The sequence below is a fragment of the Janthinobacterium silvisoli genome (assembly GCF_014200725.1).
In the GTDB taxonomy this organism is placed as follows: domain Bacteria; phylum Pseudomonadota; class Gammaproteobacteria; order Burkholderiales; family Burkholderiaceae_D; genus Janthinobacterium.
In genome coordinates, this window is record NZ_JACHCL010000001.1 from 1,968,692 (window position 1) to 1,984,151 (window position 15,460).

Below are 15,460 nucleotides of genomic sequence, written 5' to 3' on the forward strand. Positions count from 1 at the left end.
CCATGCCGTACACTGCGGTACTGATTAACTCTGCGGATCTACTCCGCTACGGGTAGCGCGCATCGGCATGGCTTATCCTGCCCCTGCTGCATCTTGTGCACGGCCGCCATGGCCGTGGCACGGTTCGATTGTGTACGCCGTGCGCGGCTTCTGCTCCGGTAGAATCAGCGCATCGCGGCCTGCGCAAAAAATGCACCATCGCTGCACCACGATGTTGCCGCGCCAGCCTGGACGCTGCCGGCCGGTGCCAGCGCCAAATCAAAGGAGTGAGCATGCAAAGTATTCTCTCGATCGCCACCGATCTGTCCTGGCCGTTCGCCATTACCCTGGCCTGGGTCATCGGTGAATTCGGCCACCGCTGGACTGGCCTGCCGCGCATCAGCTTTTATGGCGTGATCGGTTTTATCCTGGCCCAGAGCCAGGTCGGCGTGTTGCCGCAAACGGACGCCGGCCCGATGCTGGTGCTGGCCGACGTGGCCTTCGGCCTGATCCTGTTCGAAGTCGGCTACCGCATCAATCTGCGCTGGCTGAAAAACAATCCCTGGATCGCCGTCACGGGTCTGGTCGAGTCCTTGTTTACCTTTATCGTGGTGTACTTCATCGGCATCGAATTTGGCGCCACCTCGATGACGGCGCTGCTGCTGGCGTCCCTGTCGATGTCGACTTCGCCAGCGACCATCATGCGCGTGATTAACGAAGAACGCAGCTCGGGCCAGGTCACGGAACGCATCGTCCACCTGACGGCGCTGAACTGCGTGCTGGCCGTATTCACCTTCAATATCATCGTCGGCTTCTGGATGTTCCAAAGCTCGACGGACCTGATCGAAGCGACCAGCAGCAGCGCCGCCGTACTGGCCGCGTCGGTCGCCGCCGGCACCGTATTCGGCATCATCGTGCCTGCCATGCTGCGCCGCCTGGGCAATATGGCGCAGGACGCCACCGTCGCCTTTGCGCTGTCGGTGATGCTGCTGGTCGCTTTGACCTACACCACCAGCCTGTCGCCGCTGCTGGCCACCCTCACCTTCGGCCTGGTGGCGCGCCACCGCAGGGTCGCTTTCAGCCAGGCGCAGCGCAATTTCGGCCCGCTCGGTGAATTGCTGACCGTGCTGCTGTTCGTCTACGCCGCCTCGACCCTGGAATGGAGCAGCGTGACGGCCGGCGCTACACTGGCACTTGCCATCATCGGCGGACGATTGCTGACCAAGGTCATCGGCGTGGCCGCGTTCTCGCATGTCAGCGGCATTTCCTGGCGCAAGGGCATGTTGACGGGCGCCGCCCTGACCCCGATTTCCGTGTTCGTCATCCTGCTGCTCGAACACGCGCGCCAGCACGGCGTCAATTTCGGCGATGAATTGAACGCCCTGGCCGCCGTCACCCTGATGCTGGAACTGTTCGGCCCTGTGCTGGTGCAAGGCGTGCTGAAACTGGCAAAAGAAACCCACGAAATCAAGGAGCGCTAAATGCCGCTGGAACCCTTTGGCCAATCGGCCGCGCTGACATTCGGCGTCGAACTCGAACTGCAACTGGTGAACCTGTCGGATTATGATTTGACGGCTGCCAGCCCCGACCTGCTGCACCTGCTGAACAAGAAGCCTTTCCCTGGCAACGTCACGCCGGAAATCACCGAGAGCATGATCGAGATTAATTCGAGCGTGCATACCCACCACGCACCGCTACTGGCGCAGTTGCAGGAAATCCGCGACACCCTGGTGACGGCGGGCGACAAGCTCAATATCGGCATTTCCGGTGGCGGCACGCACCCGTTCCAGCAATGGTCGTCGCAAAAGATCTTTTCCAAGCCCCGCTTCCAGGAGATTTCGGAACTGTATGGCTACCTGGCCAAGCAGTTCACCATCTTCGGCCAGCACGTGCACATCGGCTGCGCCTCGGGCGATGACGCCATGTTCTTGCTGCATTCGCTGAACCGCTACATCCCCCACTTCATTGCCCTGTCGGCGTCTTCGCCGTATGTGCAGGGGCGCGACACCCTGTTCGACTCGGCGCGCCTGAACTCCGTGTTCGCCTTCCCGATGAGCGGACGCGCGCCATTCACCCTGAGCTGGGACCAGTTCTCCAACGAGTATTTTTCCAAGATGGAGAACACGGGCATCATCAAGAGCATGAAGGATTTTTACTGGGATATCCGGCCCAAGCCGGAATTTGGCACCATCGAACTGCGCGTGTGCGACACGCCGCTGACGGTGGAGCGAGCCGCCGCGCTGGCCGCGTACCTGCAGGCGCTGTGCCGCTATCTGCTCGAACGCAAGGAGACGCCGCCGGTGGAAGACGATTACCTGGTGTATAACTACAACCGCTTCCAGGCTTGCCGTTTCGGCCTGGACGGCGCCATTACGCATCCGAAAACCTATGAAACCATGTCGCTGCGCGAAGACATCATGACCACCTTGCGCAAGATGGAACCGCACTGCGAAGCGCTGGGCAGCACGCCGGCGCTGAAGCATTTGTCGGACGTGGTCAAGCAGTGGAGCGATGCGCAATACCTGCGCAAGCAGCACAGCCTGCAAGGCAGCGCCGAAGGCATGGTTGATTCAGCGATCAGGTGTTTCCGTGGTGAGCCCATGAACTACTGATGACGCCAGACAAAGCCTGCTGCGCTTCGGCATAGGCTGCCTGCGATGCTCACCGCCTCGGCGGCCCCGTACTTAGTACGGCTGCGCTTCCCGGCCACCTCTGCCTTCCGCTCGCGACGATTTTGCCTGGCGTCGTGACTTTTACCGCTCAAGCTGAAATCTAAAAACCACACCCTATCTTTGCCAGCGTTTACAGCGAGCATGGTGCTTGTTACAATATTGAGAATGATTCTTATTATTGTTTAACACTAGCCATCCCGGAAGGGCCGGCCATGCAAAGGGACGCGATGCCGCTGGCAGAGCCGCTACGACGCCAGGAAATCGCGACACTGTATGCCGACCATCATGGCTGGCTGCAGGGATGGCTGCGCAAGAAAATGGGCAGCCCCGCCTGCGCGGCCGATCTGGCGCAAGATACCTTCGTGCGTTTGCTGGACCGCGAAGAAGCTGTTGCCGCGCGCGAACCGCGGGCGTTTCTGGCCACTGTTGCCCAGCGCGTGCTGTGCAATCACTACCGGCGCCAGAAACTCGAACTGGCTTACCTCGACCTGCTGGCGCAACTGCCGGCACAGCATGCACCTTCGCCTGAAGAACGGGCATTGCTGCTCTCTACTTTGTTTGACCTGGACCATATGCTGGACGGCCTGCCGCTACCCGTCAGGCGCGCCTTTTTGCTACGCCAACTGGACGAGCTGCCGCAGCAAGACATCGCGCGCCAGTTGGGTATTTCGCTGGCTACCGTCAAGCGCCATCTGCAGCGCGCAGACTACGCCGCGCAAGCATGGCAAAATCTGCAAACACAGCATGCACACCTGCCGCTGGAGATGTGCACGAAGCTGCTGCGCGCCTGCGCCCGCCAGCAGCCGAAGCGCCGCCAAGCCATCAAATCGCTATGCCTGCTGCTGTTTTCCGGCGCCTCGCTCTACGCGCTGGAGCGCCAGACACCATGGCGCAGCTGGACGGCCGACTACCGCACGGGCGTCAACCAGCGCCGCGTGGTGATGCTGGCCGATGGCACCGAGCTCACGCTCAATACGAATAGTGCTGTCAATATCGAATACAGCGGCGAGCAACGGCGCATCGCGCTGCTGGCCGGTGAAATCTTCATCGCCACCGGCAAGGATGCGGTACGCCGCCCCTTCTTCGTAAATACGCCCTATGGCAGTCTGCAGGCGCTGGGCACGCGTTTCACCGTGCGCCTGCACGACACCTACGCCAGCGCCGGTGTGCTGGAAGGCGCCGTCGCCGTTCTCGATGGCGACGATGGCCAGCGCGTGGTGCTGCATCCGGGCGAAGGCGCCCGCTACGACCGCGTCGATGTCCATCGCCAGGCACTGCCCGCCTATGGCGGCGCCTGGCTCAATGGCATGCTGGTGGTGCGCGACATGCGCCTGGCCGATTTCCTGGCCGAGCTGTCGCGCTACAGCGCGTATCCGCTGGCCTGTGCGCCTGGCCTGGCCAATCTGCGCGTCTCCGGCTCCTACCCGCTGGCCGATGTAGACGCCATCCTCGATACCCTGTGCGCCAGCTTGCAGCTGCGGCGCGACACCGTTACCCGCTTTTGGGGCCATCAGATGATGCGCATCGAACTGGCGCAGCGCTAAAAAATATTTTCTGCACAATGAGCTGTTTGGCCGTGCTCGCGTGACTTGGAGGATAGGCAGTCCCTATCTCGCGCATCCACGAAAGGTTTTATTTCATGCATCACGTTCCTCTCCGCTTATTGAAACGCAGCGTACTCGCCTGCGCCTTGTCCCGCATCGGCGTCAGCCTGGCGCTGGTGTTACCGGCCATATCCGCCCAGGCCCAGCAAGTACGCGTCTACAGCATCCCCGCAGGCTCCCTGGGCGATGTGCTGACGCGCTTCGGCAGCGACAGCGCCATCCTGCTGTCCTTTTCCAGCGAGGCCACGCAAGGCTTGCGCAGCCCCGGCCTGCAAGGCAGCTACAGCTTGCCGGATGGTTTCCGAACGCTGCTGGCCGGCAGCGGCCTGCAAGCCGTGCCGCAGCCAAATGGCGGCTACCTGCTGCAAAAAATCGCCGCTGACAGTAGCGCAGTCTCGCCAGAGAGCCGTGGCGTGGCCGTCATGAGCGGCGTCACCGTGGTGGCGGCAGCCGAACGCAGCGCCGTCACCGGCGGCACGGGCAGCTATACGGGCGGCCCCGCCAGCGGCGCCACCGGCCTGCTCCTGAGCCAGCGCGAAACGCCGCAGGCGCTGACCATCGTCACGCGCCAGCAGATGGATGACCAGAACAGCAATGCCGTCTCCGACGTGATGAAAAACGTCAATGGGGTCAATGTGCAAAACTATGACAGCGACCGCTGGAGCTTCTGGGCGCGCGGTTTCGCCGTCACCAATTTCCAGTACGACGGCGTCTCGGCCATCTATGACGGCGTGTATGACTGGGGCACGACCAATAGCGACATGGCCATCTACGACCGCATCGAAGTGCTGAAAGGCGCGACCGGCCTGATGAGCGGTTCGGGCGACCCATCGGCCACCGTCAACATGGTACGCAAGCGCCCTACCGCCGCATTCACCGGTTCGGCCAGCGTGGGCGCCGGCTCCTGGGACAACTACCGGGGCGAGATCGACCTTTCCGGCCCCCTCAACGCCAGCGGCTCGGTGCGCGGCCGCGTGGTGGGCGCCTACCAGGACAAGCATTCCTACCTGGACCGCTACAAGCAGCAGAAATCGGTCGCCTACGGCATCGTCGAAGCGGACCTGACACCGGTCACCCTGCTGACGGCCGGCCTCACGCACCAGGACTATAAGCCGCGCGGCTCCACCTGGACCGGTTTCCCGGTGCTGTTTTCCGATGGCACCCGTACGAACTTCCCCACCTCGTGGAATCCGGCCACCGACTGGAGCCGCCGCGACATGCAGAATACGACCCTGTTCACATCGCTGGAACACAGTTTCGCCAACGATTGGAAAATCAGATTCAATGCCAACCAGCTACGCAGCAAGCATGACAGCGTGCTCGGTTCGGCCAGCGGCGGCAATCCCGACCCCGCCACCGGAGCAGGCAGCTATTTCTTCATGGGCAAATACATGGGCGACCGCCGCCAGACCACGCTCAACGTCGACGCCAGCGGCCCATTCACCGCCTTTGGCCGCCAGCATGAAGCCATGTTTGGGTACTCATCATCGACGGCGAAACAGCATGGCCCCGTCTACGAATCGGTTTATCCACCGTTGGAAGGCAGTTATTTCGACTGGCGCGGCCAGTACGCGGAACCAGCCTTCACGCGCCTGGGCAATGACAATGACAGTACGCGCCAGAGCGGCCTGTACGGCGCCGTGCGCCTGCATCCGGCCGACGCCTTCTCGCTGATCCTCGGCGCGCGCATCAGCAATTACAAGCAGGACCAGGACCGTACTTTCTTCGACCGCAGCACCGCAGACATCCAGTCGCACATCGAGGAAAGCAAGGTCGTCACGCCCTATGCAGGCGCCGTGTATGACCTCGACCAGACCTATTCGGTATTCGGCAGCTATACCAGCATCTTCGCGCCGCAAAGCAACCGCGATATCAACCGTAACTTCCTCTCACCCGTGCGCGGCAAGGGCATCGAAGCGGGTGTGAAAGCAGAATATCTCGATGGCAAGGTCAATGCCAGCGCGTCCGTATTCCAGATCCGTCAAAGCAATGTGGCCAGCTATGTGGGCAGCGTCAATGGCGAGGAAGCCTACAAGGCCGTAGACGGCGTCGCCAGCCGCGGCCTGGAAATGGAAGTGACGGGCGAAGTGGCGAAAAATGTGAAACTGAGCGCCGGCTACACCTACTCGCATGTGCGCGACGCCGATGACAAGGATGTGTTTTCCACCATGCTGCAAACTACGCAGCCTGCTCACCTGGTACGCGTGCAAGGCAGCTGGCGCCTGCCTGCAAGCCTCGACAAGATCACCGTGGGCGGTGGTGTCAACTGGCAAAGCAGCTACTACGGCAAGCTATGGAACCCGGCCGCCGAAGACTATGCCCGCATCGCCCAGGGCAGTTATGCCCTGCTCAACCTGATGGTCCGCTACGACATCAGCAAAACCGTCACGGCTAGCCTCAATGTGAATAACCTGTTCAACAAGCAGTACCTGACGGGCCTGGGCTTGTTCGAGACGGGTTTTTACGGCGAGCCGCGCAATGCCATGTTCACTTTGCGCAGCAAGTTCTGAATCAGGCAGCAAACAGCGCCTGCACCCACGCCGGCGGATGCAGTTCGCCGGCCAGCGGCGCATAACGCATATCGAAGCGGGCCGCCAGCTGGTACACCGTGGCGGCGCCATTGCGCTGCCATTCCCCCACGAAGCCCGGCACGCCGGTTGCCGCGCGCTTGCGGTCGAACGACACCGAGCTGTGGACAAATTCCTCGTGCGTCTTGCTGCCCTTGGCATATGGCTCCAGCCAGGCCAGCGCCGCACCCAGGCGTTTATTCGCGCCATACCAGTCTTCACCGTGGACCTGCGCCATCAGGGCCGCCATCAATAGCGGCTCCAGGGTGTAGACCACATAGTGCAGCGCATCGCGCTGTTCAAAGTCAAGCGGCAAGCCGTCATCGTGGATATTGTGCGGTATGTGCTCGGCAAAACGCTGCTGCGCCGTCACGATCAGCGCCGGCTCGCCACTGACATAGGCGCCCGCCGTTCCCAGCTTGATGCGGTGGCTGTGCCAGTTATTGCGCGCCGTGCCAGGTCCGCCGTTGAGCACCCGCTGCGCCAGATAACCGGTGGCCAGGGTGCGGCCAAAGCGGCGTACCTGCTCGCGCTGGCCATCGCTCAGCGCATCGGCGATCAAGTCATACGCAAACAGCAGGCTGCTCAAGTCCGTTTCATCGATGGGATTGTAGGAGGGCTGGAAATTGGCCGTCCAGCCCAGCACATAGCGCCGCGCGCTATCGAGATGCTCCTGCTTGCCCGACAAGCGCCAGGCCAGCGCCTGCAAGCGCGCCTGGCGCCAGTCTTCCTGCGCTTGCTGGCTTTGTGCACGCGTGCCTTCGCCATCGAGCAAGCCGCTGGTGCGCACCAGCGACATCAGGTGCAGCGGCCGGTCCAGCGTTTTTTGCGCCGCCTTGATCAATTCGGCCTGGGCCTGCGGCGGCGTACGCTCGCGCAAACTGGCGGCACGCTGTGGCGATGTGAGGGCAAACAGCGGCACGCTGCCTGCCTGTGGCGCCGCATGGAGACCAGCAAACGGCAGCGCCAGCAAGCCTGTCAGCAGCAAACGCCGTTGCGGACACATTTTGTCCTGATTCAAAACCGTGTCTCCCGCGCCGCGCGCAAAAAGTTATCGAGGATGGGCGTGCAATCGAGCAGTTCGACGCCGCCGGCAGAATGAAATTCGGGATGCCACTGCAAGCCCATCACAAAACGCGCGCGCTGGTAGCGGATCGCCTCGACGATATTGTCGCCCTGCGACACCGCTTCGACCGTGATATCGCGTCCCAGGTCCTTGACGGACTGGTGGTGGATGGAATTGACCAGCGCTTCGCCCGTTTTCGGAAACAGGCCCGCCAAGGATGAGCCTTTCGGGAAGACGATGGTGTGGCGGTGGCGGTCATACAAATCGTTCACGTGCGAACTTGCGCCTTCCACGTCGGAGGCGATATCCTGGTACAGGGTGCCACCAAAGCCCACGTTGATCAACTGGCAGCCACGGCAGATACCCAGCACGGGTTTGCCGGCATCGACGAATTCATGCAGCAGTTCCAGTTCATACACATCGCGTGCGCGGTCGCCGCTCCACTCGGGGCGCGTGGCCGTCTCCGAATAGGTTTGCGGCGAAACGTCGGCGCCGCCCTGCAGCACCAGGCCATCGAGGTGGCGCGCATAGTGGCGCAAGGTGATGTTACTGGGATGTAGCAAGCCACCGGTATTGACGGTCGGGATCATGAATACCAGCACGTCGCGCGACATCACCCACTGGGCGATCGACTCTTCCAGGTATTGCAGGTTTTTGCTGCGCAAGCCGGTAGCGCCCGGCTCCGGATGGAAAATCCGCGCCGAAATGCCGATGCGCAGGGTACGCCGCATGAAATCGCGGCTGGCCTTGTCGCGCATGGCGCGGTAGCGCGAAGTGATCACGCGCCAGGCCAGAGCGAAGGGCGTATCGTTTTCTTTCAAATAGCGGGGAACGGCATCGCGCGCGCGGTGTTCACGGTCATCGCCAGAAGGCGCCTTGCCCACGGTTTCGGGGTGGCGCGGTGGATTCAAATCGGCTGGGTCGGGAGGGCTTTTTTCGTCGGGCATGGCATGGCTTGTTGTAAGCGGAGACGGTTTCAATATAAACCTCCAGCCCCGGATACACGATTCAATTTTGTAACAAAAGCACATAAGTGCCCCATAAAGAGCCGGTGCGCGGCGTATAAATGCAACAACGCCCGCCTTGCGGCGCTATCGCATATGCCGCGTTTACGCCGATGCCCGCGCTTTTTACAGTATCTTTACGGCGCCGCTGCTAACCTTGGCTACATCTCAACCACAGCTGCAAAGCCACCATGGAACCCCTTTCCCGTCTGCCAGCGCGCCAGCACCAAGTCAGTCACCATTCCCATGCACGCCATCATCAGTCCCGCCTGCCCACTTTCCTCATGCATATCACGGTCGACAAAGCCTGCCTGGCCGAGCTGCGCCAGCTGGTCGTGAAAACCTGCGGCAGCATGCTGTCGTTCATGCGCGTCGAGGCGATTGAACATGCCGAGCGCATGAAGGTATGGCTGTGCGTGACGGAGCCGGCGCTGCGCCTGACGATGGACGCCGTGATGCGTTTGCTGCCAGCGGCGGAATTTGGCCGCATCAGCGAAAGGAAAGGCGCATGAGCACCCATCTGCACCAGCTGCCTGAAAAAACCATGTCATCTTCGCGCATCACTACCCACTTCCAGGGCATCTGGGTACCGATGGTGACACCGTTCCGCGATGGCGAAATCGATATCGACGCCGCCCAGCAGCTGGCCGACGAACTGGCCGGCAGCGGCATCTCGGGCCTGGTGGTCTGCGGCACCACCGGTGAAGCAGCCATGCTCGATGCAACTGAGCAGACCATGCTGCTCGACGCCGTACTCGAAGCCGTCGGTCCCCACTTCCCGGTCGTGATGGGCGTGGGTGGCAGCGATACGCGCGCCGTCACGGCCACCGTGCAGCGCTATAACGACCATCCACTGGCCGGCCTGCTCATTTCCACACCCGCCTATGTGCGCCCTTCGCAGGAAGGCATCGTGCGCCATTTCCAGACCATCGCCGACGCCACCGACCAATCGATCGTGCTGTACAACGTACCAGCGCGCACCGGTGTCAACATGACGCCGCAAACCGTCGCCCAGCTGGCGCGCGACTCGCATTTCGTCGCCATCAAGGAAGCGGGCGGCAAGCTGCAGCAACTGGGCGAACTGCTGCTGGAAACCCGGCTGGACGTCTTGTGCGGCGACGACGCGCTACTGCTGGCCAGTCTGACCATGGGTGGGCACGGCGCCATGTCGGCCGCCGCGCAAGTGCGCCCCGACCTGTATGCGCAATTGTACGACCTCGTCAAGACCGGCCGCCATGGCGCTGCCAGCGTGCTGTTCAAGGCCCTGCTGCCGGTGATCCGCCTGCTGTTCTCCGAACCGAATCCCGCGCCTGTCAAGGCAGCGCTGGCCCTGCAAGGCAAGGTGCGTGACGAATTGCGCCTGCCGATGACGCCCATGTCCTCTGATGGCCAGGCCAAACTGGCCGAGGCACTGGAACAACTGATGGAATTGCCGCGCTGGAGCGCCTGCGGCAAGGAAGCACAGGAAACACCGCGCGAAGGCTGCTTGCTGCAGCTGGTGTCGACCTCCAACATCATTCCAGCGGTACGCCACGATGATCATCGCTATCACAGCTGAACAGGGCCGGATGGAGAAATCCATCCTGGCGGCAAGGCTGGCCAGCACCCTGGCCGCCTCGCGCGCGCAAGCGGGCCGCAAAGTGCTGCTGCTCGACGCCGACCCGCGCCACGGCGCACTCGATCAGGCCCAGGCCGCGGGCGAGCATGCATTGGCACACCTGACGGCGCGCCCCATCAGCGCCAAGGGTTTGCAGCCCGAACTCGAACACCTGGTCAACTGCTACCACGACATCGTGATCGATAGCGAAGCGCGCGATTCCCTCGGTAGCCGCTCGGCCATGATCGCCGCCCGCGTACTGGTGGTGTCCGTCGACGGCCTGGCCGACGAAGCGAACCTGGTGCGCCGCATCGCCCATGCACGTACCATCAATCCCGAACTGCGCGTGCTGCTGGTGGCAGATGCCGCACCGCTCGCAGCGCGTGCGCTGGCCGCGCAAATCCCGGCTGCCAGCACCATCGCCGCTGAACAGCTGTACCACGCCGTCTTCGACTCCATCCCATCCTGAAAACCTGAAAAAGCCGGCCAGGTGCAAAACACCCAGCCGCTTTTCCCACTCAATTAAAACGTCTTGCTGACCGTCAGTTGCAGCGCCGTCTTGCCCAGGAATTTGCCATTCGCCGGCGAAGCGTAAGCCTGTTTATCCGCGTTCGTACCGATCACGGCCAGCGCGCCCGTAACGAAACCGAAATCACGCGTGAGTCCCACCTTCCAGTCCGCGTAGCTCGATGCATCGCTGTTTTTCACGTTCTGGTAACCGGCATGCAGATTGGCGGTCCAGCCATCAGCCAGGCCAATATTCGCACCCACGTCCACATAGCTGCTATTTTTGCTGTTGGCGATGCCGAACAGGTTGGAGACCGCCTGCGAATACTTGATGTAGGCAGGGCCGTACGATAGCTGGCCATAGACTTCCTGGGTATTCGCATCGGCCAGGCCGATGATGTCTTTCAAGCCATTGTCGGCGTACACATACACCAGCCCCCCCACGTCATAGCCGATATCGCTGCCCAATTGTCCACGCTTGCCGGCAGACAGATCGAGTTCCACCCCGCCGCTGCCGCCGCTATCCTTGGTCCAGCTGATGGTCGAGGCCCAGGCGCTCGCGTACAGGCCGGTCGGGTTGTTGACATAGTCGGCGCCGCCCTGCAATGCCGGATTCAAGCGCGTTTGCGAAATGCCTCGGTAGCGGTAGTCCGATACGGCAGCGGCATTGAAGCTCAGTTCATTGTCCGGCCTGGCCTCGTCGGCGTGGGCCAGGCTGCCCACAAAGGTTGTGGCGACTGCAAGTGCAACTAGTAGTTTGTTCATGCGATTCTCTTTATTATTGGTATGGGCCTTTGCCAGATGGCGCAGCTGGCCCGAAGCTGCAAAAAATTGGGTAAAGCGTCCCCCTGGCGCGCGCAGCGCCTGTTTTCAAACCAGGGAACGGTGGGATTAGAGCGGCAGCAGCAAGCGGTAACCGACTGCGGTTTCCGTCAGCAGATACTGCGGCTGGGCCGGATCGGCTTCCAGCTTCTGGCGCAAATGGCCCATGTAGATGCGCAGGTAATGGCCATTTTCGCTATTCGACGGCCCCCACACTTCACGCAGCAGTTGCGGGTTGGTGACTACCCTGCCGGCGTTTTTCACCAGCACCGACAGCAAGCGGAATTCCGTTGGCGTCATGTGCACCAGCTGCTTGTTGCGCGTGACCAGGCGGTCTTTCAAGTCGACCCGCACGTCGCCAAACTGCACCACGCCATCTTCGTTGGCGCTGGGCTGGCGCTGGCGGCGCAAGGTGGCGCGCACGCGCGCCAGCAATTCGCCCACGCCAAACGGCTTGGTCAGGTAATCGTCGGCGCCCGCATCGAGCGCACGTATCTTGTCCTGTTCATCGACTCGTGCCGAAAGCACGATGATGGGCACGGCCGACCATTTGCGGATATCGGCAATGAAGTCGATGCCGTCGCCATCGGGCAAACCGAGGTCGAGCACGATCAGATCGGGCCGGCGCGTGCCGGCGTCGATCAAGCCGCGCTGCATGGTGGCCGACTCGAAAATCTGCCAGCCCTCTTCTTCCAGCGCCGAGCGCACGAAACGGCGGATTTGCGGTTCATCTTCGACCAGCAAGGCAGTAGCAGAAGGTTCATTCATGATCATTCTCTCGTTTGGTTTTATCAGTACCAGCACTTGTCTCTACTTCGTCGAGCTCCAGCTCGGGCAAGGCTGGCGGCGTCCCCAGCGGCAGCGTAAACACCAGGGCCGCGCCCTGTCCCGGCAATTGCGCCTGCGCCCGTATCGTGCCGCCATGCGCTTCGACGATGGCGCGGCAAATGGCCAGCCCCAGTCCCACGCCCGGTTTGTTCGATTCGCGTTCGCCGCGCGTGAATTTTTCAAAAATCGCTTCCTCGCGGCCAGGCGGCAAGCCGGGGCCGTCGTCGCTGACCGTCACCTGCAGGAACTGACCATGCACCCTGGCTGCAATCGTGATCGTGCTGCCCGGCGGCGTGTACTTGGCTGCATTTTCCAGCAGGTTGCACAGCACGCGCTCGACCAGCACGGCGTCATAGCGCACCAGTGGCAAGTCCGGCGCCAGCTGCGTCTGCACATGATGGGCCAGTAGCTGGGGACGGCTGGCGCGCAATGCACTGCCGACCACTTCTTCCAGCGCTTGCCATTGCAGGTTCAGGCGCACCTGGCCGCTTTCGATGCGCGCCATGTCGAGCAGGTTGGCCACCAGGGCGCTCATGCGCACGGTTTCCGACTGCAGCGAACGCGCCATGTCCAGCTGCGCACTCGACAAGGCAGGCCTGGACAGCGCCAGCGATTCGGCCAGTCCCACCAGTGACGTCAATGGCGTGCGCAAGTCGTGCGATAGCGCCGCCAGCAGGGAATTGCGCAAGCGCTCCGATTCCATCTGCACCAGCGCGCCCTGCGCCACGTCGATGTAGTGCACGCGCTCGAGAGCGATGGCTGCCAGCGCGGCAAAGGTATCGAGGTGCTGCCGCTGTTCTGGCACCAGCAGCCAGCGGCGGTGATTCGGTTCATCGAGCGGCAGCAGCGCCAGCAAGCCGCGCGTGCGCATCGGCGCGATCAGCGGCAAATAAAAGATATTCGAGCCGGGCAAGGTGTCGGTGCCCGTGCCGGCCGCTTCGGCGCGGTCGAAAGCCCATTGCGCGATACCCAGGTCCAGTTCTGCCGCATTCGCTGGCGCCTGCAGCCGTCCCTGGTCATCGGGCAGCAGCAAGGTAGCACGCGCCCGAAACGCCCGTTCGATGGCGCTTTTCGTGATGTCGAAAATCTGCTCGGTCTGCAGCACGCCCGACAATTCACGCGAAAATTCATATAGTGCGCGGGCCCGCGATTCGCGGTGCGACGACACTCTGGCCTGGAAGCGCAAACCAGCCGTCAGATGGCCGGTGATCAGGCCCACGGCCAGCATCACGCCAAACGTGATCACGTACTGGAAATCGCCGACCGCAAACGAAAAGCGGGGCGGCACGAAAATGAAATCAAAACAGGCCACGCCCACCAGGCTGGCCAGCGCTGCCGGTCCGCGGCCCAGGCGCACGGCCACCAGCACCACCGTCAGCAAGGACAGCATGGCGATATTGGCCAGGTCCAGATACGGCTGCAGCGGCTCGGAAGCGATGGCCGTCAGCAGGCTGGCGCCAGCGGCAAAAATATAGCGCCAATGGCGCGAAGGACGGCGCGGTGCATCGGCTTCCTCATCGCCTGCCGACCGCCGCAGCGGCGCATCGCTGGCCGGCAGGCCTACTTCGATCAGGTCGACATCGGGCGCCAGGCTGGCCATGCGCTGCGCCGGCGGCGCGTTCCACAGGCGCGCCAACAGGCCCGCACGGCTACGGCCGACGATGACTTTCGAGATATTGGCGCCGCGCGCATACTCGACGACGGAGGCTGCGATATCGGCTGAAGCGACGATGGCGGTGCGCGCGCCCAGGTTTTGCGCCAGTTTCAGGGTTTTCAGGATGCGTTCGCGCTCGCGCGCCGGCAATCGCTGCAAGTTGGGCGTTTCCACATACAGCGCGTGCCATTCGGCGTTCAGCTGGCTGGCCAGGCGCGCCGCGCTGCGGATCACATGTTCGCCACCGGCACGCGGGCCCACGCAAACCAGCAGCGCCGCCCCCGTCTTCCACACGGGATTGATGGATTTTTCAACGCGGTAGGCCTGCACGTCGTCCTGCACCCGGTCAGCCGTGCGGCGCAGGGCCAGTTCGCGCAAGGCGATCAGGTTACCCTTGCGGAAAAAATTCTGCGAGGCGCGCTCGGCCTGCTGCGGCTTGTATACCTTGCCCAACTTCAGGCGGTGCAGCAATTCATCGGCCGGAATATCGACCAGCACCACTTCATCGGCGCGGTCGAATACCGTGTCGGGCAGGGTTTCCGCCACGCGGATGCCGGTGATGCCGCCTACCACATCGTTGAGGCTTTCCAGGTGCTGCACATTGACGGTCGATAGCACATCGATACCGGCGGCCAGCAACTCCTCGACATCCTGCCAGCGCTTGGGATGACGCGAGCCGGCCACGTTCGAGTGGGCCAGTTCATCCATCAAGATCAAGGGCGGCGCGCGGCGCAGCGCCTCGTCGAGATCAAATTCCTGCAGGGTCTTGCCCCGGTATTCGACCGCTTTCAACGGCAGCAGGGGCAAGCCTTCCAGCTGGGCAGCCGTATCCTGGCGCCCATGCGTCTCCACCACGCCAACCAGCAGATCCTGGCCATCGGCCAGCAATTTACGGGCTGCAGCGAGCATGGCGTAGGTCTTGCCAACGCCGGCCGACGCGCCAAAATAAATGCGCAGCCTGCCGCGCGTGGCCTTTTTTTCCTGCGCCTGTACCTGTGCCAGCAGGGCGTCAGGATCGGGACGTTGGCTGTCGTTCGGGTGCATGGGTCTCTTTAACTGTTGATTCGCCCAAAAACAAGGGCTGGGGTCAGACCCGACGGGGGTATGCGTCCAATGGGGCGCATACCGATCACGGAGTGACTGACCCTAATACTAGCAAT

12 protein-coding genes and 1 pseudogene are annotated in these 15,460 nt (G+C 62.4%); 8 read left to right on the forward strand and 5 right to left on the reverse strand.

What is annotated here, in order from left to right; translation table 11 throughout:
* The first annotated feature begins 272 nt into the window (after positions 1-272).
* From HDE75_RS08885 to HDE75_RS08900, 5 genes and pseudogenes are all read left to right on the forward strand, one after another.
* A complete protein-coding gene (locus tag HDE75_RS08885; RefSeq protein ID WP_183674851.1) occupies positions 273-1,460 on the forward strand; it encodes a cation:proton antiporter in 1,188 nt (395 codons plus the stop codon).
* Positions 1,461-2,591 carry a YbdK family carboxylate-amine ligase gene (locus HDE75_RS08890; protein WP_183674848.1) on the forward strand — a complete coding sequence of 377 codons (1,131 nt, stop codon included), beginning with the start codon at positions 1,461-1,463 and terminating at the stop codon, positions 2,589-2,591.
* A gap of 272 nt (positions 2,592-2,863) precedes the next feature.
* Positions 2,864-3,355, forward strand: a pseudogene (locus HDE75_RS26715) (sigma-70 family RNA polymerase sigma factor); the annotation flags it as partial.
* A 60-nt stretch (positions 3,356-3,415) separates the two neighbouring features.
* Positions 3,416-4,195, forward strand: coding sequence for a FecR family protein (locus HDE75_RS26720; protein WP_260173912.1), 780 nt, complete (start codon positions 3,416-3,418; stop codon positions 4,193-4,195).
* A 95-nt stretch (positions 4,196-4,290) separates the two neighbouring features.
* The gene (locus HDE75_RS08900; protein ID WP_183674842.1) at positions 4,291-6,765 is read left to right on the forward strand and encodes a TonB-dependent siderophore receptor; all 2,475 of its coding nucleotides are present in this window, start codon (positions 4,291-4,293) and stop codon (positions 6,763-6,765) included.
* 1 nt (position 6,766) lies between these two features.
* On the opposite strand, the gene HDE75_RS08905 is transcribed toward HDE75_RS08900, so the two are convergent.
* Both HDE75_RS08905 and HDE75_RS08910 read right to left on the reverse strand, forming a co-directional pair.
* Positions 6,767-7,843 (reverse strand): alginate lyase family protein, encoded by a 1,077-nt coding sequence (locus HDE75_RS08905; protein WP_183674839.1) that lies wholly within the window; start codon positions 7,841-7,843, stop codon positions 6,767-6,769.
* The gene (locus HDE75_RS08910; protein ID WP_183674836.1) at positions 7,840-8,835 is read right to left on the reverse strand and encodes a gamma-glutamyl-gamma-aminobutyrate hydrolase family protein; all 996 of its coding nucleotides are present in this window, start codon (positions 8,833-8,835) and stop codon (positions 7,840-7,842) included. Before HDE75_RS08910 ends, HDE75_RS08905 begins: the two co-directional genes overlap by 4 nt.
* A gap of 248 nt (positions 8,836-9,083) precedes the next feature.
* Here HDE75_RS08910 and HDE75_RS08915 point away from each other — a divergent pair, with 248 nt between their 5' ends.
* Genes HDE75_RS08915 through HDE75_RS08925 form a run of 3 tightly spaced genes read left to right on the forward strand, consistent with a single transcriptional unit; the run spans position 9,084 to position 10,958 of the window.
* Positions 9,084-9,404: a hypothetical protein gene (locus tag HDE75_RS08915; protein WP_260173819.1), complete on the forward strand. Its 321-nt coding sequence runs from the start codon at positions 9,084-9,086 to the stop codon at positions 9,402-9,404.
* On the forward strand, positions 9,401-10,450 hold the full coding sequence (gene dapA / locus HDE75_RS08920; protein WP_183674833.1) for a 4-hydroxy-tetrahydrodipicolinate synthase: 1,050 nt from the start codon (positions 9,401-9,403) through the stop codon (positions 10,448-10,450). The genes HDE75_RS08915 and dapA overlap by 4 nt, the downstream gene beginning before the upstream one ends.
* A gap of 10 nt (positions 10,451-10,460) precedes the next feature.
* Positions 10,461-10,958: a P-loop NTPase family protein gene (locus tag HDE75_RS08925; RefSeq protein ID WP_260173821.1), complete on the forward strand. Its 498-nt coding sequence runs from the start codon at positions 10,461-10,463 to the stop codon at positions 10,956-10,958.
* A 53-nt stretch (positions 10,959-11,011) separates the two neighbouring features.
* Here HDE75_RS08925 and HDE75_RS08930 read toward each other — a convergent pair whose 3' ends face one another.
* The 3 genes from HDE75_RS08930 to HDE75_RS08940 all read right to left on the reverse strand — a co-directional run bounded on the left by HDE75_RS08930 (position 11,012) and on the right by HDE75_RS08940 (position 15,344).
* Entirely contained in the window at positions 11,012-11,761 is a 750-nt protein-coding gene (locus tag HDE75_RS08930) for a TorF family putative porin (protein WP_183674828.1), read from the reverse strand.
* Between the two features lie 126 nt (positions 11,762-11,887).
* A complete protein-coding gene (kdpE, locus tag HDE75_RS08935; RefSeq protein ID WP_183674826.1) occupies positions 11,888-12,586 on the reverse strand; it encodes a two-component system response regulator KdpE in 699 nt (232 codons plus the stop codon).
* Entirely contained in the window at positions 12,579-15,344 is a 2,766-nt protein-coding gene (locus HDE75_RS08940; protein WP_183674823.1) for a DUF4118 domain-containing protein, read from the reverse strand. The genes kdpE and HDE75_RS08940 overlap by 8 nt, the downstream gene beginning before the upstream one ends.
* Between the last annotated feature and the right edge of the window lie 116 nt (positions 15,345-15,460).

Excerpts from the sequence above, each read along its gene's own strand:
- HDE75_RS08885 (WP_183674851.1), top strand. The coding sequence starts at position 273 with ATGCAAAGTATTCTCTCGATCGCCACCGATCTGTCCTGGCCGTTCGCC.
- HDE75_RS08890 (WP_183674848.1), top strand. The coding sequence starts at position 1,461 with ATGCCGCTGGAACCCTTTGGCCAATCGGCCGCGCTGACATTCGGCGTC.
- HDE75_RS26720 (WP_260173912.1), top strand. The coding sequence starts at position 3,416 with ATGTGCACGAAGCTGCTGCGCGCCTGCGCCCGCCAGCAGCCGAAGCGC.
- HDE75_RS08900 (WP_183674842.1), top strand. The coding sequence starts at position 4,291 with ATGCATCACGTTCCTCTCCGCTTATTGAAACGCAGCGTACTCGCCTGC.
- HDE75_RS08910 (WP_183674836.1), bottom strand. The coding sequence starts at position 8,835 with ATGCCCGACGAAAAAAGCCCTCCCGACCCAGCCGATTTGAATCCACCG.
- HDE75_RS08915 (WP_260173819.1), top strand. The coding sequence starts at position 9,084 with ATGGAACCCCTTTCCCGTCTGCCAGCGCGCCAGCACCAAGTCAGTCAC.
- dapA (WP_183674833.1), top strand. The coding sequence starts at position 9,401 with ATGAGCACCCATCTGCACCAGCTGCCTGAAAAAACCATGTCATCTTCG.
- HDE75_RS08925 (WP_260173821.1), top strand. The coding sequence starts at position 10,461 with ATGGAGAAATCCATCCTGGCGGCAAGGCTGGCCAGCACCCTGGCCGCC.
- HDE75_RS08930 (WP_183674828.1), bottom strand. The coding sequence starts at position 11,761 with ATGAACAAACTACTAGTTGCACTTGCAGTCGCCACAACCTTTGTGGGC.
- kdpE (WP_183674826.1), bottom strand. The coding sequence starts at position 12,586 with ATGAATGAACCTTCTGCTACTGCCTTGCTGGTCGAAGATGAACCGCAA.
- HDE75_RS08940 (WP_183674823.1), bottom strand. The coding sequence starts at position 15,344 with ATGCACCCGAACGACAGCCAACGTCCCGATCCTGACGCCCTGCTGGCA.